Below are 17,504 nucleotides of genomic sequence, written 5' to 3' on the forward strand. Positions count from 1 at the left end.
CCATGAACCCCGACCTCAACATCATCGACAGCTTCCTCGAAGCCTTCATCAGCTACATCGATTCCGGTTTCGGCCTGTTGTCGGGCGATGTGGCATTTCTCACCACGGTGCTGATCGGCATCGATGTGACCCTCGCCGCGCTGTGGTGGGCAATGGAGAGCGATCAGGATGTGCTCGGCAAGCTCATCAAGAAAGTCCTCTATGTCGGGGCCTTCGCCTTCATCATCGGCAACTTCAATACGCTCGCCGAGATCATCTTCCGCAGTTTCTCCGGTCTCGGCATCACGGCGGGCGGCGGGGGCGTGTCGGCCGACGACCTCATGCACCCCGGCGCGATCGCCGGCACCGGGTTCGAGGCAGCGCATCCCTTGCTTGAGAAGGTGTCCGAACTTTCGGGCTTCCCGGATTTCTTCGGCAATTTCCTGTCGATCGCAGTGCTGCTTATCTGCTGGTTGTTGGTGGTGCTGGCCTTCTTCATCCTTGCCATCCAGCTCTTCATCATCATCCTCGAATTCAAGCTGACGGCGCTCGCGGGGTTCGTCCTCGTGCCCTTTGCCCTCTGGAACAAGACCAGCTTCCTCGCCGAACGAGTGCTGGGCAATGTCGTGTCGTCGGGCATCAAGGTCATGGTGCTGGCCGTCATCATCGGCATCGGCACCAATCTCTTCGACCAGATGACGACACTGTTGGGCAGCGATCCCGAGATCGCCGAGGCCCTGACGCTGCTTATGGGGGCGCTGACCCTGTTCGGCCTCGGCATCTTCGGCCCGGGCATCGCATCGGGCCTCGTTTCCGGCGCGCCGCAGCTTGGCGCTGGCGCTGCCGTCGGCACGATGGCGGGCGCGGCGATCATGACGGGAGGTGCGGCCGTGCTGGGGACGCGTGGTGCGATGCTGGCGGGACGCAGCGGCATGGGCGCGATTCGAGCCGGCACTGCAATGGGATCGGCCGCCTCCAGTGCCTACAGGCTCGGCCAGGAAACGTCCGGCAGCGCCAGCGTTGGTGCTGGCCTCGGCGGTATCGCCACGGCTGCTGGCGGCGCGGCGGCGCAAAACGTCAAAGCCGCGACCTCGCGCATTGTCGGTCCGATCCGGGAAAGCGCGGCGAAGGGTAGCCAAGCCGCATGGACTGCCGGCCGCACATCGCCGGTGCCCTCCGCTCCGTCCAGCGGCGCAACTCCATCCGATCCAGCTCCGGCATGGGCGCGCAATCTGCACGCGCAGCAGACAGCGCGTCATCACCGCCACATGGCCGTGCAGGCCGTCAAGGATGGCGACCGGCCCGGCGGCGGAGCCAATCCCGACCTCAGCGAAAAGGAGTGAACCCCATGATCTTCAAACGATCGATCCAGCGCTATGGGGTCACGCCCCAGCCTGAATCCCCCTATCAACGCGCCGGCCAACTTTGGGACGAGCGTATCGGTTCGGCGCGCGTACAGGCGCGGAACTGGCGGCTTGTCGCCTTCTCCTGTCTCGGTCTGACCGGAATCCTCATCGCATCGAATGTCTGGCAGTCGATGCAGGCCCGTGTCGCACCTTATGTGGTCGAGGTGGACCGCTTGGGCGAGGCTCGCTCGGTCGCGCCGGCGATTCAGAATTACAAGCCGACCGACGGACAGGTCGCATGGCATCTGGCGCGTTTCATCACCCATGTCCGTTCCGTTTCGACCGATCCGGTGCTGGTGAAGACGAACTGGCTCGCCGCCTACGACTTCGCCACCGACCGCGCTGCGATATTCCTCAATGAATATGCCCGCTCCAACGACCCCTTCGCCGGGATCGGTCAGCGCAGCGTTTCGGTGCAGGTGACCAGCGTGGTGCGTGCGTCTGACAGCAGCTTTCAGGTCAAATGGACCGAGAGCATCTACGAGCGCGGCGGCCTTGCGAAGACCGAGCATTGGACCGCTATGCTCACCGTGGTGATGCAACCGCCCAAGACGGCCGATGCGCTCCGCAAGAATCCGCTCGGGCTGTTCGTCAACGCGATCGACTGGGCGCGAGAACTGGACGGCCAGCCATCCCAACCGCGAGACGCATCCTCCTCACGGGAGCCACCTCCATTCAGCCCGACGATTTCGAACGCAGTTCCGGTCGCATCAGAGCCGACGCCGAGCATCACCCCATCCACTTCCGAAAAGAAAGGAAACCATCCATGATCCGGAATGTCGCACTGAGCGTGCCGCTGCTGGCGCTCGCCACGGCCTGCGCCGGAAAAACGCCGCCACCCGCGATCGCGCTCGATAGCGCGCAGTTCCAGCCTGCTATATTGGAGGCCGAACCGCCGAAACCCGTCGAGATCGTGCAGACGCCGGTTCCGCTGCCGCTGCCGGGTCAGCTTCTGCCCCGGCCAACCGTCAGTCGCGATACCGGCCTGCCGACCGCAAGAGTGGAGGCCGCTAACCGGGCGGCGATGCGAGAGCCGTCGAGCGCGGGCTATATCAATGCGGTGCAGGTCTATCCCTGGACCGAAGGCGCACTATACCGCCTCTACGCCGCGCCGGAGCGGGTCAGTGACATCGCGTTGCAGCCCGGTGAGAAGCTCGTGGCCGTATCGGCAGGCGACACGGTGCGCTGGGTCATCGGCGATACCAGCAGCGGTGCCGGCGAGGACACGCGCGTGCATGTGCTGGTCAAACCCTTTGCCCCAGGTCTTGTCACGAACATGGTCATTACCACCGATCGGCGGGCGTATCATCTGGCGCTCGAAAGCACCGACAAGACCGCCATGGCAGCAATCTCGTGGACCTATCCACAGGACCGGCTCGTCGCCTTGCAGCGCCAGAACATCCGTGCCGAACAGGCAAAGCCCATCGCCGACGGCGTGACGCTCACCAATCTCAAGTTCCGCTACAAGATCACGGGCGGCAATCCGCCATGGCGTCCGGTCCGCGCATGGGATGACGGCAACAAGGTCTATATCGAGTTTCCCGCGCGGCTCGATCAGGGCGAGGCGCCACCGCTGTTTGTGGTGGGGCCGCTGGGGCAGAGCCAGCTCGTCAACTACCGGGTCAGTGGCAATCACTATATCGTCGATCGGCTGTTTGGCGCGGCAGAATTGCGACTAGGCGAGAATCCTCAGGCCGTCGTGCGGATCAGCCGCACCGATGGTCAGGCTAGGAGGGCAAGCAAATGAGCGAGCCGCCTGTCGATATGGCTGCGCCCGATGCCGCCACCCAGGCAGCCCCATCCAGCACCGCGGGAACCGGCAAGGTCGCTCCCGAGAAGCTTGTCCTTCGGGCCGCACCGCGCCGGGTGGTGCGCTTTCGGCGCGGCGTAATCGTTGGCGGTGCGGCGGTGGCATCACTTGCCATTGCTGGCACCGCCTGGATGGCGCTGGGGCCGAAGACCCTCCAGATCGTCCCATCCGAAGACAAAGCGATCACCGACCGGCGGACGCCCGCCGACGCTGTCGCCAACCTGCCCGGCGACTACAGCAAGGTGACACCAACCACCCCGATCCTTGGCGATCCGCTTCCCGGTGACCTCGGCAAGCCGATCCTCGACCGTCAGCGCGAGCTTGCAGCCGAGGGAGCGATACCATCCGATCCGGCGGCCGCGCCGCAAGGTATGACAGCGGCAGAACAGGCCGCCGAAGCCGAACGCCAGCGTATTGCCGCGCAGGCCCATCAGGCGCGCGAGGCAGGTGTGATGGTGCAATCGTCAGGGTGGGCCGCAGGCGTTTCGATGGCAACCGGCAGCGATGGCGCGGCCACGGCCAGCATTACGCCGGCAACCGAAAACGAGCAGGCTGGCCATCTCGCGCTCGATCCTGATCGAGACCAGAACGCGCAGCAGCGCAAGCTGGACTTCATCGGACAACAATCGTCCAGCGGCATCTATAACGCCCATGCCCTCCAGACCCCGGCGTCACCTTATCAGATCATGGCGGGGAGCGTGATTGCCGCCAGCCTCATCACCGGTCTCAATTCCGACCTTCCGGGCATGGTGGTGGCGCAGGTGACGGAGCCGGTTTTCGACACCGTGACGGGTCGGATACTGCTGATCCCGCAGGGCTCGCGCCTGATCGGCAGCTACGACAGCGTCGTCGCCTTCGGTCAAAGCCGCGCGCTGCTGGTCTGGCAGCGGATCATTCTGTCCGATGGCAGTTCCATTCAGATCGACAATCTCCCGGCGACCGACGCGGCGGGCTATGCTGGCCTGTCCGACAAGGTGGACTTCCACACCTGGCGCCTGCTCAAGGGAGTCGCACTGTCGACCCTGCTTGGCGTCGGAACCGAATTGTCGCTTGGCAGCGATGAAAGCGATCTTGTCCGCGCGATCCGGCAATCCACCCAGCAGTCCGCCAATCAGGCCGGTCAGCAGATCGTTTCCAGGAACCTCAACATCCAGCCCACCATCACCGTCCGTCCCGGCTGGCCGCTTCGTGTGATCGTTCACAAGGACATTCAACTTCGGCCCTGGGGTGACGCTCGCTAACAAGGAGATGTTCCGTGCTCAAACTCGCAAAACTGCCCGATCGTACACCGGTCAAGATCGGCATCACCGTCACACCGGACATTGCTCATGCGCTTGCCGACTATGCGGCGCTCTACAACCGCACCTATGCCGACAAAGCCGAGGTAGCGGACCTCATTCCCGCCATGCTCGAAACCTTCCTCGCCAGCGACCGCGCATTTGCCAAGGCCCGCAAGGAGATGGAGGCCGGCACATGATGCGCAGGAGGATTATCGGCCGGTTCAAGCGGTCGAAGCAGGGCGGATGGGAAGGCGAGATCAGCACGCTCGCCATCCAGCGTCAGATCCGTCTCGTGCCCAATGACGACCGCGTGAGCGACCGGGCGCCATCGTTCCGTGTCATGTTGGGCTGGCACCACATTGGCGATGCCTGGGAGCGAACGTCGCATAGCGAACCGCCGCGCGAATATCTGCGCGTTCGGATCGATGATCCGTTCTATCCGATCAGCGCCATGCTGTTCCCCGATGCCGAAGGGCTGACGGCGCATCTGGTGCTGCCACCGGAACGCACGAATTTCCATTCGGACACGGCCGGATGAAAGAGACGCATATGCCAGAAAGGGCGGAATTCACCGATCCGCCCGAACGGCTCCTGAAAATGGAAGAGGTCAGCCGTCGGGTGGGCCTTGGCAAGTCCATGATCTATCGGCTGATAAGTGAAGGACGTTTCCCTGCGCCTTATAAAATCTCGCCCTTCGCTTCTCGCTGGAGCGAGCATGAGATCGTGGCCTGGATCGCCGAGGTGAAGGATGGGTTCGAGGGTAAGCGACGCAAATTCTGGTGAGGCTTCCGCCGATCGGATCGACAGCGTTTCCGCTCAGGGCGCTGCCACTGTTACAGGCGAGCGCCCCTTCGCGGCCTTCATGAGCTTGCGGTCGAAGGTCAGGAAGGCAGAGCATCCATCGGATTTCGCCAGATGGAGGGCATCGGCGAAATCCATGCCCTCGCGCATCCAGTCCAATGCCTGCGCAAGCAGCAGGGGCTCCTCCACGGTAACGGCCGGCAGTCCGGCCAGACCGCGCAGTCCGTTCGCAATCTGATCGGCCGTGAACCCATATCCGCTGCGCAAGACCCATTCGCTCTCCAGCATTACCGTCATGGGCACGAAAATATCCCCGCTTTCGATCGCGGTGCGGGCGGCCCTGGCCTGCTTTTCGTCGTCGGCGGTCAGGAAGCGGACGATGATATTTGTATCAATCGCGCGCACGGCGCTTCGCCTCGCGCGCGATTGCCGCGTTCATATCTTCGATCGACAGGGCTGGGCCTTCATGATGCAGGGAACCAAACAGCGTATCGATGCTGGTTTCGGGAAAGGCTGGCACGGGCTTCAGCAGAACTCCATCGGGCGTATCTTCGACGGTCAGCCGCGTTCCGGCAGGCCAGTGCCGCAGGTCGCGAATGGCTTTGGGCAAGATCACTTGTCCCTTTGTTGAAACAACGGTCGTCAACCGCTCTTGCACGCCCATGCCGATTCTCCAAAAGTAAGACGTAAGTAAGATAGTTATATTTGCTGGCGTGGGCAAGGGGCTGCCGAGCATGGTCGTCCAGCCTTGGAAGCCGGCAGGCGGATCGCAAAATCCGTTTGGAAAACATCGTGGGTTCGATTACCATCCCGTCCGTCGAACTGAGCCTCTAAGCTTCAGTTTTTCAAAGAAGAATGTCTCGTGGTTCCAAACGTGGATCGGCTTGACGGTTGTGATTTCGGACAGCTTTCAAATCAGCCACTTACAGGCTGAGTTCGAATCCCTCCCGCTCCGCCAATCACTGTAAATTGCTGTTAAGATTCAGCATATTGCCGATGATATGATGGCTTCACTCAACGTAACGCCCAACAAGTGATGCCTTTTTTGCCTTTGAGTAGGCGCGCAAGAGCATCGTCGTCTTAATCAAAGCACAAGTATTGTTCCTTCGAACGCCGATGGATCGTGCAAAGTGAGGACATGCTTTTCTGAAAATGATTAAATTTCTGAATTGTATCAGTTCTTGGCGCTGAGAAAGTTCTTGTAGTGCTACCTCTCGATTGCGGTGATTCGTTATGCCGCGAAAAAGGGGGAATAATCCAATGAAGGTATCGCTTTACGGGGCCCTGATTTGTGTCGCTCTGGCGGCCTCGCCAGCCTTGGGGCAGGAACCTGCTGCAACTGTACAGTCAACAGGAACGTTGCGTGGCCAGGTTCAAGAGGCCCCACAAGCTCCGGTTGCTGTCTTGGCGCCTGTGCAGCAGGTTAATGTCCTTCGGGCCGGGACAGAGATACCCCTCATCATGAGGGAAGAACTGACCACAAAGAAAAAGAAGCTTCGCGTGGGTCAGCGCTTCCAAATGGAAGTGTCAGAAAATGTTACGTCGAATGGGGTCGTGGTGATCCCCTCGGGAACTCCTGCGATTGGAGAGATAACCGAGGTTCGAAACAAAGGAATGTGGGGTAAGTCGGGATACATTGGTGCCCGCGTAGTCTCCTTGAGATTGGGAGACCGTCACATTCGTTTGACCGGCAATTTTGACGACAAAGGTGTAACAGGCACAGGTGGCGTTGTCGCAGCTGTTGCCCTTGTTCCCATTGCAGGCTTCTTCACCACCGGTACGAGTGCGTTCATAGCAAGCGGCGCGGGCGTGAAGGGCTTCCTCGACGAGGATATTGCCTTCCGTCCTGTTGCTTCGCAGCTGCAAGTTATCGACGTTCCGGTTCAGGCATCTGCGGCATCAACACCGGCAGCATCGCAGAACGCGATCCCTGCGAAGTAACGAATTTTCAAATTGCCCTGTTCGCTGTCTTTTGACTGGCGATGGGGCAATTCACACAGAATTGGAGGAGGTGCCGTGGAAGACCAGTCAAGGGTCCGAGCAGTGCAGCACATTATGGCTACGCTCTTCTCCGCACAGGACGCGATACGAGAATTGGCGCCTGGGTTCCGTTGGGCAGGCCTTGGCAAGCTTCCAGGTGACTACGATGAGTTCGTTGCCACCAAGCACTTTGGCCTAACCAAAGTCCTGGCTCGTTCGAACGGTTAGGCTATTTGCTGACTTACCGGATACGCCAGCTTCATAGACGCTTTTTGCTTAAGCGTTGAAATGGCTGATCTTGACGGTAAGCAGGGATCAAGGTTGACGCCGTTAGGCGGTCGAAGAACAGATGCGTCAGGGCTCCAACTGTTGGGTTGTCGTGCAGGGGACGAGGTAAAGGATGAAGCATTTCACATTGATTGCCCTGGCAATCGCCATTCCCACTGGCGCGAGCGCGCATGCAAGCGGTTTCGAAATTACGCTTGCGCGCGCACAGAACATGCAAGGCGCGATCGTGCCCGAAGTCGTATTGACCGTGGATACGGGGCGCACGCGGCTTGATCGAGGGCAGTTGCAGAATTCCGTCAGCAGTCAACTGTCGCGCGTCGGGGTCACTCCACACACGGTGGAGGTCCAGTCGGTCGCGACGGCAGCCATACAATTCGCCGCAGATCAGGACACGGGGCTTCAGAGCTTCTGCTACGAAAGATGGTGCGCCAGGGTCTCGCTTGCGAAGATCAGCCATTGATGTGATCTTGAACCATTGACGGTTATTCTCGGCGACAACCGCCGGAGCGCTTTCAATTTGATTCCTCCAAACGCAGCCAGTCTTCAACGTGCCCCTTACAACCTTCAGTGATCATTTTTGACGATCCGGGATACAGCACGCCCGCTTCCCCGATGCCGGTCGCAAATCGCTCAGCAGCTGAAAGTGGCGATCTGTTCCGCTGGCACCAATGGCCGAGATTGGAGGTGAGCAGCAGTTGCTCGCGTTGAAAGGCTCCAGCTAGGACGGGTCTCGATCATCTATCCAATCCACAATTATCTAACGCGTCGCCTGGAAGCGTAATTTACAGGCCTTGGGCATGGGCCGCATGACTCGACGAAACTGATCGGGGCAGAGGTAACGGCATGGCCGCCATGGGCACTTCGGAAATCTATCTGATCGCGCTGACTGCGATCCTCGGCGTGCCCTATCTCGTCTGGCGCCTCCTGCGAACCGAGTACTGGGCACCGCTCGTCGTGGTCCAGATCGTCGGCGGCATCCTGCTCGGTCCCGGCGTGCTCGGCGCGCAATTCCCCGCAACCCATGCATTCGTGTTCAACCCGCAGGTCATGGGCGCGCTCAACGGCGTCGCCTGGTGGGCGGTGATGATGTTCGTCTTCGTCGCCGGTCTCGAACTCGACCTCTCTGACGCCTGGACGCACCGTCGCGAGACCTCGATCACCGCCGCCTGCGCATTGCTGACTCCGCTGGCTTTCGGCGCTCTCGCCGCCGCGCTGTTGTTGCGCATGCCTGGCTGGATCGGACCGCGCGGCACTTATGCCCAGGCGGTGCTCGGCATCGGCATGGCCTGCGCCGTCACCGCGCTGCCGATCCTTGTACTGCTAATGGAAAAGCTCGGCATCTTCCGCAGGCCGCTTGGCCAGCGGATGCTGCGCTACGCCAGCCTCGACGACATCGCGATCTGGGGTGTGCTTGCGCTGATCCTCGTCGACTGGGAGCGGATGGGGCGCCAGGGCCTCTTTCTCGTAGCCTTCGCGGTCGCGGCGTTCGCGATCCGCGCTCTTTTCCGTCGGATGCCCGAGCAGGACCGCTGGTATCTCTCGTTGATCTGGCTTGCCGCGGTGGGCTTCGCGGCAGACTGGTCAGGGCTGCACTTCATGGTCGGTGCCTTCCTCGCCGGTGTCGTCCTAGACGCGCACTGGTTTGCCCGGGAGAAGCTCGACCAGTTCCGCGAGTTCCTGCTTTTGGCGGTGATGCCGGTGTTCTTCCTCAGCACCGGCCTGCGCACCGATTTCGGCGTCGGCGGAGGCATGGGCGCCGCCGTGGTGATCGGCGCCGCGCTGCTGTTCCTCGTTGCGTCGGTCGCGGGCAAGCTCGCGGGCGTGCACCTCGCGGGGCGCCTGCTTGGCTGGAGGAAGGGCGAGGCATCGCTGATCGGGTGGATGCTCCAGACAAAGGCGCTGATCATGATCATCTTCGTCAACGTGCTGCTCGACCGCGAGATCGTCACCTCCGAGACGTTCACTGCGCTCCTGCTCATGGCGGTCGGCTCGACGATGCTGACCGTTCCGATGACCAAGCCGCGGATGGCGCGGCTTGGCACGCCGGGAGACGAGTGAAATGCCAGGCGGGCTGGATGACCGCCAAGGTTCCAGACCTCCCGGCGAGTGCCTCGGCAGTGCTTTGCGAGTATCCTGAACAGCGCTGTCGAGGCTGATTCTCGGCGCATGGATGCCGAACTGGATGGGGTCGGACATCTTGACGGAAGTCGCGCTGGTGGCGCTGGAACGCTATCTTCTTCTTTCTATTCGCGCCATTCTTCCGGGTCCGGGGCGTGGCGAGGTGCAGCTGTCCCAAGCCTGTCCAGGCACTACCGAACCGCGGATGGTCTCGATCGTGCTCACCCTGGCGATGATCGCCGCGGGATCACAACCCGTGCTGCTCGGGGCGATGACCTGAGGCGATCTGGTTGTCTTCTGTCTTATCCAGACGATACGGGCAGCCGGAAGATTGGCGATCGAGGAGTCGCCTCGGCGTGTGTGAAACGGCCAGTTTTTCAAGAGAATCTCGTTGGCTCTTTCGGCAAAAGTCGGTCGCAAGAGCAATGATGCCTCCGCCCGTTGAATTGCCCTTGGCAGAACGCTGGCGACGCTGTTAGACAATTCACATCGGGACCTCGCAACCTCCCGATCAGGCGCTGCCGCCCAAGTGTTGCCTTGATTGTCCGTGCTATCGCGGATGGAAAGGCATTGGTTTCAATGACGGTATCGACGCCTGAACCCGAATTCTCCGAGCTTCTTCGCGTATTCGCCCGCATTGGGTTCCTTAGCTTCGGCGGTCCAGCCGGACAGATCGCACTCATGCACCGCGAACTCGTGGAGGAGCGGATATGGGTAAGCGAAGAACAATACCTTCATGCCCTGAACTTCTGCCATTTGCTCCCCGGCCCTGAGGCCCAGCAACTGGCGACCTGGATCGGCTGGAAGCTTCATGGCGTGCGCGGAGGATTATCGGCTGGCCTGCTGTTCATACTGCCGGGTGCTTTTGTCATTTTCGGCCTATCGGTCCTTTATGCCTATGCCGCACACCTCTTCTGGTTTGCCGCGCTCTTTCTCGGCATCAAGGCGGCGGTGGTTGCGATCGTTGCGCAGGCACTGATCCGTATTGCCGGGCGCGCCCTCAACACACCGGTGAAGCGGATTCTGGCAATAGCAGCGTTCATCGCGCTTTTCTTCTTTAGCGTCCCGCTTTAGGAGCAACCCCTCCGACTTCCAGTCGGATGTTGGCTTCAGCCCCAGACTCGCTCAATAGCAGGGGTCCTCGGAAAAGTGAGACCGCCGAAGGCGTGACGTCTCACTTTTCCGAGGACCCCTGCTATGGGATATTCTACCGGCTGCCATACGACATTTCATCACCGTTTCCACTTGGTTTGGGCGCCGAAATATCGGTTCAAGGTGCTGCACGGCGAAGTGCGTCTTCGTGTGCGCGAGATCATTCGCCAAGTCTGCGCTGAGATGGGAGTAACGATCATCAACGGCGCCCTATCACGCGATCATGTCCACATGTTTGTCGAGATCCCGCCACATATCTCGGTCAGCGATTTCGTCCGCCGCGCCAAAGGACGTTCCTCCCGAAAGATTCAACAGGAGTTTGAACACATTCGTAAGCGCTACTGGGGGCAACGCTTCTGGCAACGCGGTTACTTCTCGACCACGTCTGGCAACATCACCGATGACGTAATCATGCGTTATCTGGATCGCCATACCCACAAGGATGGCTTCAGCCCCGGCCCGTGAACCTGCCGGCGTCAGCCGGCCAGTCGTTCAGTCTTCCTTTCCCGCTCGTGGTCCTCGGGTCTGGCGCAATCGGCATGGTGGTCGCCGCTTGGCGAGCCGAGCTACTCGCCTTGAAGACAGGCAACGACAGCGTTTCCATCGCGCCGCGACCCTGGGGTAAATCTTTTCGGGCGGTCTGCCTTTGGGGAGTGATCTGGGTCGCACCTATGGCGTTCGTCTTTCTCACGGTGGGGCCGGACCACGTGCTTTGGCGGATCGGAGAATTCTTTTCTCAACTCGCAGTTGTGACCTTCGGTGGGGCGTACGCAGTGCTGGCCTATATGGCTCAGGAAGCTGTGCAGGCACATGGATGGTTGTCGGCGGGCGAAATGGCGGACGGCCTGGGCCTTGCCGAGACGACGCCGGGGCCACTGATCATGGTGACCCAGTATGTCGGGTTCCTTGCTGCCTTCCGCGCTCCGGAACCTTTCAGCCCGATGATCGCCGGCCTGCTGGGCGCCACGCTCACCACATGGGTGACCTTTGCCCCCTGCTTTTTGTGGATCTTCGCATTAGCACCATGGATTGAGCGTCTGGAACACGCGAAACGGCTTAAGGGCGGCCTGGCAGCCCTCACTGCAGCAGTCGTAGGTGTCATCGCCAATCTTTCGATTTGGTTTCTGATCCACGTCATATTCACCATCGTGAACGAGCAACGTTTTGGCTTTCTGCGGTTTGTTCTACCAGATTGGGCAAGCTTTGACTGGCGGGCCGCCTTGCTGGCTGCGCTGTCGGGTATTCTCATATTTCGTTTAAAAATGAATGTGATCAAAGTGCTGATCATAGCCGGGATTGGGGGCCTGCTGCTGGCACAGCTCTAAGTGAGCGTGCATGGAATGCGCAAGCTCGCGGCGTATGTGTCGGCGGCGTCAGCGGAACGGCAGTTGTCCCCGATCGTATTTTGAAAGCTGCCGATCCTTTTGTGGCCGACTTGCGCATGCGGAATGGCGAATCGGCCGGTTTGCAGCTGAGGAGTGAAAATCGAATTCTGATCGGCAGGGATGGGTCGAGCGGGACCTGTTCCTGCGTGCCCTTGTCGTAACTGCAGTGGCAATTGGTTACTTATAAGGTCGGCCGTTCATTGGCAGAGCTACCTATTGCCAGCTGTCACATCGGATTGGCAGCTTCTGACGGTCGAGCATCGGCTCCGACCTCGACGCCTTACTGCAATCCGCCTCGTCAGAATCATGCCCGGGACAAGCGGGATCGGTCCCAGCGCTGCGGCTATCGAGGCGAGAATGAAGGCGGTCAGCGGGGGCGATGGTACGGGTTCAATGCTGAGCGAACGCAGGCAGGCATCACGCGATGCGCTGACGGGAATTTCTGAAGTCGAGACTTTTGCCTCTCGAGGGCAAGATGGGATCTCGGGAAGGGGGGTATTTCAAACTTTGGATTGAATTTAGTTCAAACCTGAAATATGCAAATGCATATAATGATTCGCCGTGAATGCCGGATGTTCGTGCCTTCCTCGGGAGGAAGGCGCGAGGATTGACCGCGAGCGGGTCGGATATAAATAGAACGCTAATTCGAATATACAGATAAAGGGAGGCTCACGTTGAGCGACAATCATGCTAACCGAATTGCCCGTCGCATGAAGGCTGTCCTGGCCTCAGGCACGGTACTTCCGCTGATCCTGTTTGCCGGGCATGCCCATGCCCAGGACGCGCAGGCAGCCGATGGCAATGACGCTGCAATGCCTGGCGAAATCGTGGTCACTGCGACCCGCAAGTCAGAGAGTTTGAGCAAGGTGCCGCTCAGCGTTGTCGCCAAGAGTCAGATCGAACTGGACAAGCAAGGTGTGCGGTCCGTGAAGGACATTGCCCAGATCACTCCGGGCATCACCTTCGGTCAATCCGCTATCCTTTACGGCACCGGGCAGAGCTCGATTGCCATTCGTGGCATCAGTTCGACGTCGGGTATTCCGACCACCGGCGTCTATATCGACGACACGCCCGTGCAGACCCGCGTCGGCGTAAGCCCCTCGCTCAGCAACCCTTATCCGCAGGTTTTCGATCTTCAGCGCGTCGAGGTTCTGCGTGGCCCCCAGGGCACGCTTTTCGGCAGCGGTTCCGTTGGCGGCGCGATCCGGTTCATCATGCCGGAACCCAATTACAGCGATGTGGGCGTCTATGCCCGCAGCGAGATAGCCACCACCGAGCATGGCAGTGAGAGTTACGAGGCCGGTATCGCGGGCGGCGCGCCGATCGTCCAGGACAAGGTCGGTTTTCGTGCCAGCGTCTGGTATCGTCACGACGGTGGTTATGTTGACCGGCTCGACCGCGCTACCAAGCAGCTGTCCAAGAAGGACACCAACAGCGAGAACAATTTCACGGCGCGGCTTGCTGTAGGGGCGAAGCTGTCGGACAGCTTCACTATCACCCCGTCGATCTACTATCAGGATCAGGACATCAAGGACAGTTCGCGCTTCGAAGTGGCAACGTCGAAGCTGTCATCGGGCAATCTCAAGAATAGCCTGAATGCAATTTCTGAGCCGCACAAGGAATGGTTCACTCTGCCTGCGCTGAAGATGCAGCTCGACCTTGGCAGTATGACACTCATTTCCGGCACGTCGTACTTCTATCGCAAGACGCGGACCGGGAGCGACGACACGACCCTTACCTATGCGTTCGATGCAGGCATTGTCGATGGGCCGTTTCCACTTCCCGGTTTTGAGGACTATGTGCCGACGACGCAGAGCCGCACGAAGCAGCGCGCGTTCACGCAGGAACTGCGGTTGCAGAACAACAATTCGAACGATCGATTCAACTGGATCGCCGGGTTCTTCTACCAGCGGTCGTATGTGCAGGACCAATATGTGGGCGTCGACCCGCGGATCCTGGACCTCATCAACTACGCACAGGATCAGGCCGGTGAGGAGCCTTTCGCCTCTCTGACGGACGTGTTCGGCGTTGAATTGTATGAAGGCAAGTATTCGCTTCTCCAGCGAAACAGGCACTGGGACAGGCAGGCCGCCTTCTTTGGTCAGGCGGATTACGAGATCCTGCCCAGACTCAAGTTGACGGCAGGACTGCGCTACACCATTGCCAATTACAAGTTTGAAGGGCTGACTGCGGGACCGGTTTACAGCACCGATGGTAATCTTGTTTCCGAGAAGAATACCGGCCGCACTCTGACACCGAAGTTCGGCATATCGTTCCAGGCAGACCGCAATAACCTGTTCTATGTCAACGCGGCCAAGGGCGTGCGGGGAGCCGGTGTCTCGCCTCCGGTCGGTGCCAACTGCGTGGCCGACGCTCAGGCGATCGGGTTCGATCCTTACGCCACGCTGACGGTCAACCCGGACTCGATCTGGAGCTATGAAGCAGGCAGCAAGAACAAGTTCTTTGGCGGGATGCTCTCGGTCGATGCTTCGGCCTATCATGTCGACTGGAAGAACGTTCAGACGCAGTTCGCGCTCCCTCAGTGCACTCTCTACACTGCGCTCAACCTGGGTTCCGCCAAGATCGACGGCTTTGACCTGTCAGTGGGTGTGCAGCCCGCCGAAGGGCTGACGCTCGGAGCCTCGGTGTCGTATATCCATGCCCGTTACACCACGCCGGTGACCGGATTGGTGCCTGATGGCACGGGCGACACTGTCCCTGGCATTATCCGCCCGGCCGGAGAGCCATTCCCTGGCGTCGCGCCCTGGACGGTCCAGCTGAATGGCGAATACAACCGGCCGATCGGCAATGCCGAACTCTATACGCGCGCGGATTTCAGCTACGCCAGCCACAACAAGAAGCCGGTTTTCGAATCGCCGCTATACGATCCGGCTTATCCGCGTTCTCCCGCCACTTCGCAGTTGAACCTGCGTTTTGGCGCACGCCTTGACGCATTGGGAGAGAAGGACCTGGATATCAGCCTTTTCGTCAATAACGTGACGAACGAACAGCCGCTTCTGAGCCTCTATCATGACACACTCAATGCGCCGAGGTTCCGTTCGGGCACGTTCCGTCCGCGGACCATCGGCCTGACGGTTTCGGTCAGGAAGTAACCGGGCCGAGATGATCCTTTGATGTCCTGCTCTTGCGGACTTTGCTTCCAACAGGGCTCCGGTGCCGCAAGCGGCATCGGAGCTTTGTTGCAATTTCGCTGTGGATCTGTGTCGCAATGCACGCAGTAGCCCGTGGTTGGCAGAGGCAGGCTACTGTGAGCACGTCGGGCGAATAGGCCTGTTTTCCGGGAACGCCGTGATGAGGCAGGGTCACGGATCGGGCCCGGCGCCAACACCGCTTCCGTCGATTGGAGGGGCCGTTTAAGGGATGTCCTCGCCTGTCTTCATCTGGACGGTGCCGTCGGTATTGACCTTGAGCAGCGCGTCATCCCTTTCGCAGAAGTATTCCGCCATCTCGTAATCCGGATCGCGCTTGTATTCGTACGTGAAAACGTACGGTTCGAGCAGGGTCTCGGGATCCTCGATGGAGATGACATTTTCCATCACATCCGGTCCCGTCAGTCGAATGCGCTCGGTGATGACCATTTTCAGACTATGGGGGATGTCGAAGAATCGGACGTCTTCCTTCACGCCCTTCGTGGTTACGATCAGGGTGTCGCCTTCCCACCGACCGGATGAGAAACCGTAGAATGACGGGTTGAGGTCTTCGAGCGCCGGCATCGGCCGGTTCAGGTAAATGCGCCGTGTTTGTGTGAAAAGTTCTGCCAGGACGGTGACTTGTCCGGGCGTTTGAAGAATCTCCAGCGGGAAGATGGCGGCCATGATCCCAGGCATGCCTTCGGGAAGGCACAGCGTGCTGGGATCGACCAGGGGAGTGCCGGCAGCCAACATGGCCTCGCGTTTCGCGCGAAATTCCTTCCATTCCGTCGCGTACGGTTCCTTGAGCCTGGGGCCGTCGCCCGGGACCGGAAATTCGATGAAGGCGTCTTCGGCGTCGCTGGTGTCATCGGGATAGGATTCCCAGATGCCAGAAATGTTCTGTCCCACGATCTGGCCGGCCTGAGCGCCCGCGATGGGGGTTTCGGCATTGACCGAGGTGCACAAACCTATCGATAGAGCTGTCGCTGAAAGTAAGGTTAGGCTTCTGAGACGCATGGGTTCTCCCTTAGATCCTGCCGATCGGAACGGCTTTCGATGTTCTGCCGGAAGCGGTATCGCGCGCAGGCTCGATCGCCAAGAGTTGAGATATTCGATCCATAATCTCTGGATCATATCAATGAGCTGTGATTTTACGAGCGGGCAGGCGAATACGGTCTATCGCAAGAACGCCTGTCGCAATTCATGAAGTGAGCTGCCGGGGCGAGGGTCTCTCTTGCCGCAGGTCCATTCACCTCGCACGCGGCTGGTTGAATGCGATACCTTGCAGCGCTGTTGGCTGTACCAGCTGTTACCACCCGCATTGCCGACTGGCAGGCTATTGGGCCACTCACGCAGTCTCTCGCGATGGCCCCTCACGCAGAACCGGTTGTTGGCGGAAAATCCGGCCTTCTTGTCAAGATAACTCGGTGCCGAAGGGATGGGCGACCCGACAGCCGCCCGTTTCCCTGTCTTTTTCTTACGACGCCGATCGCGAAGCATCGTCGATAATGTAGCGCCAGCCGCCATCGGCCTCCTTGCGCATCACCTCGATGCCGCCGCCGGTAAGTTCCTGCTTCACGCCATCGGCGTTGAAGAAGTTCATGCGCCAGTGGTTGGTCGTCAGGGCGATGTTTTCATAGACCATGTGGCGACGATTACCCAAGACGATCTGGGGTTTCAGCGCCAACAGTCCTGCAAGGTCCGTGCGCACTGCGGCCTTGCCGGACAACGCCACGCCGTCGGGATTCACGTAGTAGACATCCTCAACATAGAGATCGACGAGGCCTTCGAGATCGCCGCTATTCATGCGCTCTTGCCAGGCGTCATAGAGTTTGTCGATATCGGTCACGGGAGGCACACCAGACGCTTTGGCCGGAACGGCGGCGCGGGCCGACCCACTGAAACCTGCTGCCAGCGCACCTGCGGCCATCATGCGAAGGAAGCACGAGCGGGTCACTCCGTCGTCGGTCCCCTCAGCGGCTTGGGTGGACACTTCATGGCCCTCAAAAGCACTTTGCCATGACTTGCGAATGGATCCGATCACACTTTGGCTCCTCTGCGGGTCTTGCCTGGCGGGCGCTGCACAATTGCCGCCAAGCACCTGATTAAAGTAACAGTTAGAGGCAGTTCAGCGCAGGCGTCAATTTCATCTT

At 59.9% G+C, this 17,504-nt stretch carries 19 protein-coding genes; 15 read left to right on the top strand and 4 right to left on the bottom strand.

The window, feature by feature from the left end; all coding sequences use genetic code 11:
* Window positions 1-2: 2 nt before the first annotated feature.
* Genes trbL through B5483_RS00185 form a run of 7 tightly spaced genes read left to right on the top strand, consistent with a single transcriptional unit; the run spans window position 3 to window position 5,258 of the window.
* A complete protein-coding gene (gene trbL, locus B5483_RS00155) occupies window positions 3-1,322 on the top strand; it encodes a P-type conjugative transfer protein TrbL (protein WP_079729131.1) in 1,320 nt (439 codons plus the stop codon).
* A gap of 5 nt (window positions 1,323-1,327) precedes the next feature.
* A complete protein-coding gene (gene trbF / locus B5483_RS00160; protein ID WP_079729132.1) occupies window positions 1,328-2,155 on the top strand; it encodes a conjugal transfer protein TrbF in 828 nt (275 codons plus the stop codon).
* Entirely contained in the window at window positions 2,152-3,132 is a 981-nt protein-coding gene (gene trbG / locus B5483_RS00165; RefSeq protein WP_079729133.1) for a P-type conjugative transfer protein TrbG, read from the top strand. The genes trbF and trbG overlap by 4 nt, the downstream gene beginning before the upstream one ends.
* On the top strand, window positions 3,129-4,436 hold the full coding sequence (locus tag B5483_RS00170; protein WP_079729134.1) for a TraB/TrbI/VirB10 family type IV secretion system protein: 1,308 nt from the start codon (window positions 3,129-3,131) through the stop codon (window positions 4,434-4,436). The genes trbG and B5483_RS00170 overlap by 4 nt, the downstream gene beginning before the upstream one ends.
* 14 nt (window positions 4,437-4,450) lie before the next feature.
* Window positions 4,451-4,672: a DUF2274 domain-containing protein gene (locus B5483_RS00175; protein WP_079729135.1), complete on the top strand. Its 222-nt coding sequence runs from the start codon at window positions 4,451-4,453 to the stop codon at window positions 4,670-4,672.
* Window positions 4,672-5,013, top strand: coding sequence for a DUF736 domain-containing protein (locus B5483_RS00180; protein ID WP_245828766.1), 342 nt, complete (start codon window positions 4,672-4,674; stop codon window positions 5,011-5,013). The genes B5483_RS00175 and B5483_RS00180 overlap by 1 nt, the downstream gene beginning before the upstream one ends.
* Window positions 5,010-5,258, top strand: a complete 249-nt coding sequence (locus B5483_RS00185) for a helix-turn-helix transcriptional regulator (RefSeq protein WP_245828767.1) — start codon at window positions 5,010-5,012, stop codon at window positions 5,256-5,258. Before B5483_RS00180 ends, B5483_RS00185 begins: the two co-directional genes overlap by 4 nt.
* Before the next feature lie 33 nt (window positions 5,259-5,291).
* On the opposite strand, the gene B5483_RS00190 is transcribed toward B5483_RS00185, so the two are convergent.
* Complete coding sequence (locus B5483_RS00190; protein ID WP_079729137.1) at window positions 5,292-5,681, bottom strand: type II toxin-antitoxin system VapC family toxin; 390 nt, start codon at window positions 5,679-5,681, stop codon at window positions 5,292-5,294.
* The gene (locus B5483_RS00195; RefSeq protein ID WP_079729138.1) at window positions 5,668-5,940 is read right to left on the bottom strand and encodes an AbrB/MazE/SpoVT family DNA-binding domain-containing protein; all 273 of its coding nucleotides are present in this window, start codon (window positions 5,938-5,940) and stop codon (window positions 5,668-5,670) included. Before B5483_RS00195 ends, B5483_RS00190 begins: the two co-directional genes overlap by 14 nt.
* A 797-nt stretch (window positions 5,941-6,737) precedes the next feature.
* Between B5483_RS00195 and B5483_RS00200 the strand changes: the two genes are divergently transcribed.
* From B5483_RS00200 to B5483_RS00240, 8 genes are all read left to right on the top strand, one after another.
* Window positions 6,738-7,217 (top strand): hypothetical protein, encoded by a 480-nt coding sequence (locus B5483_RS00200; protein ID WP_139383869.1) that lies wholly within the window; start codon window positions 6,738-6,740, stop codon window positions 7,215-7,217.
* 439 nt (window positions 7,218-7,656) lie between these two features.
* Complete coding sequence (locus tag B5483_RS00210) at window positions 7,657-8,004, top strand: hypothetical protein (protein WP_139383870.1); 348 nt, start codon at window positions 7,657-7,659, stop codon at window positions 8,002-8,004.
* A gap of 392 nt (window positions 8,005-8,396) precedes the next feature.
* The gene (locus B5483_RS00215) at window positions 8,397-9,602 is read left to right on the top strand and encodes a cation:proton antiporter (protein WP_079729813.1); all 1,206 of its coding nucleotides are present in this window, start codon (window positions 8,397-8,399) and stop codon (window positions 9,600-9,602) included.
* A gap of 139 nt (window positions 9,603-9,741) precedes the next feature.
* Window positions 9,742-9,942 (top strand): hypothetical protein, encoded by a 201-nt coding sequence (locus B5483_RS00220; protein ID WP_139383871.1) that lies wholly within the window; start codon window positions 9,742-9,744, stop codon window positions 9,940-9,942.
* A 299-nt stretch (window positions 9,943-10,241) separates the two neighbouring features.
* Window positions 10,242-10,736, top strand: a complete 495-nt coding sequence (locus tag B5483_RS00225; RefSeq protein WP_079729141.1) for a chromate transporter — start codon at window positions 10,242-10,244, stop codon at window positions 10,734-10,736.
* A 123-nt stretch (window positions 10,737-10,859) separates the two neighbouring features.
* The gene (gene tnpA, locus B5483_RS00230; RefSeq protein ID WP_054944868.1) at window positions 10,860-11,279 is read left to right on the top strand and encodes an IS200/IS605 family transposase; all 420 of its coding nucleotides are present in this window, start codon (window positions 10,860-10,862) and stop codon (window positions 11,277-11,279) included.
* Window positions 11,276-12,139 carry a chromate transporter gene (locus B5483_RS00235; RefSeq protein ID WP_342743622.1) on the top strand — a complete coding sequence of 288 codons (864 nt, stop codon included), beginning with the start codon at window positions 11,276-11,278 and terminating at the stop codon, window positions 12,137-12,139. The genes tnpA and B5483_RS00235 overlap by 4 nt, the downstream gene beginning before the upstream one ends.
* A 770-nt stretch (window positions 12,140-12,909) precedes the next feature.
* Entirely contained in the window at window positions 12,910-15,312 is a 2,403-nt protein-coding gene (locus B5483_RS00240; protein ID WP_079729142.1) for a TonB-dependent receptor, read from the top strand.
* Between the two features lie 261 nt (window positions 15,313-15,573).
* On the opposite strand, the gene B5483_RS00245 is transcribed toward B5483_RS00240, so the two are convergent.
* Window positions 15,574-16,368 (bottom strand): hypothetical protein, encoded by a 795-nt coding sequence (locus tag B5483_RS00245; protein WP_139383873.1) that lies wholly within the window; start codon window positions 16,366-16,368, stop codon window positions 15,574-15,576.
* Window positions 16,369-16,828: 460 nt separating this feature from the next.
* The gene (locus B5483_RS00250) at window positions 16,829-17,200 is read right to left on the bottom strand and encodes a YybH family protein (protein ID WP_217698180.1); all 372 of its coding nucleotides are present in this window, start codon (window positions 17,198-17,200) and stop codon (window positions 16,829-16,831) included.
* Between the last annotated feature and the right edge of the window lie 304 nt (window positions 17,201-17,504).

Source organism: Novosphingobium mathurense (assembly GCF_900168325.1).
Taxonomy (GTDB): Bacteria; Pseudomonadota; Alphaproteobacteria; order Sphingomonadales; family Sphingomonadaceae; genus Novosphingobium; species Novosphingobium mathurense.

What these genes read in the sequence shown, in the direction of transcription:
- B5483_RS00225 (WP_079729141.1), top strand. Translation starts at nt 10,242, where the DNA reads ATGACGGTATCGACGCCTGAACCCGAATTCTCCGAGCTTCTTCGCGTA.
- B5483_RS00240 (WP_079729142.1), top strand. Translation starts at nt 12,910, where the DNA reads ATGAAGGCTGTCCTGGCCTCAGGCACGGTACTTCCGCTGATCCTGTTT.
- B5483_RS00195 (WP_079729138.1), bottom strand. Translation starts at nt 5,940, where the DNA reads ATGGGCGTGCAAGAGCGGTTGACGACCGTTGTTTCAACAAAGGGACAA.
- B5483_RS00170 (WP_079729134.1), top strand. Translation starts at nt 3,129, where the DNA reads ATGAGCGAGCCGCCTGTCGATATGGCTGCGCCCGATGCCGCCACCCAG.
- B5483_RS00210 (WP_139383870.1), top strand. Translation starts at nt 7,657, where the DNA reads ATGAAGCATTTCACATTGATTGCCCTGGCAATCGCCATTCCCACTGGC.
- tnpA (WP_054944868.1), top strand. Translation starts at nt 10,860, where the DNA reads ATGGGATATTCTACCGGCTGCCATACGACATTTCATCACCGTTTCCAC.
- B5483_RS00200 (WP_139383869.1), top strand. Translation starts at nt 6,738, where the DNA reads ATGAGGGAAGAACTGACCACAAAGAAAAAGAAGCTTCGCGTGGGTCAG.
- B5483_RS00215 (WP_079729813.1), top strand. Translation starts at nt 8,397, where the DNA reads ATGGGCACTTCGGAAATCTATCTGATCGCGCTGACTGCGATCCTCGGC.
- trbF (WP_079729132.1), top strand. Translation starts at nt 1,328, where the DNA reads ATGATCTTCAAACGATCGATCCAGCGCTATGGGGTCACGCCCCAGCCT.
- B5483_RS00180 (WP_245828766.1), top strand. Translation starts at nt 4,672, where the DNA reads ATGCGCAGGAGGATTATCGGCCGGTTCAAGCGGTCGAAGCAGGGCGGA.
- trbL (WP_079729131.1), top strand. Translation starts at nt 3, where the DNA reads ATGAACCCCGACCTCAACATCATCGACAGCTTCCTCGAAGCCTTCATC.
- B5483_RS00185 (WP_245828767.1), top strand. Translation starts at nt 5,010, where the DNA reads ATGAAAGAGACGCATATGCCAGAAAGGGCGGAATTCACCGATCCGCCC.
- trbG (WP_079729133.1), top strand. Translation starts at nt 2,152, where the DNA reads ATGATCCGGAATGTCGCACTGAGCGTGCCGCTGCTGGCGCTCGCCACG.
- B5483_RS00245 (WP_139383873.1), bottom strand. Translation starts at nt 16,368, where the DNA reads ATGCGTCTCAGAAGCCTAACCTTACTTTCAGCGACAGCTCTATCGATA.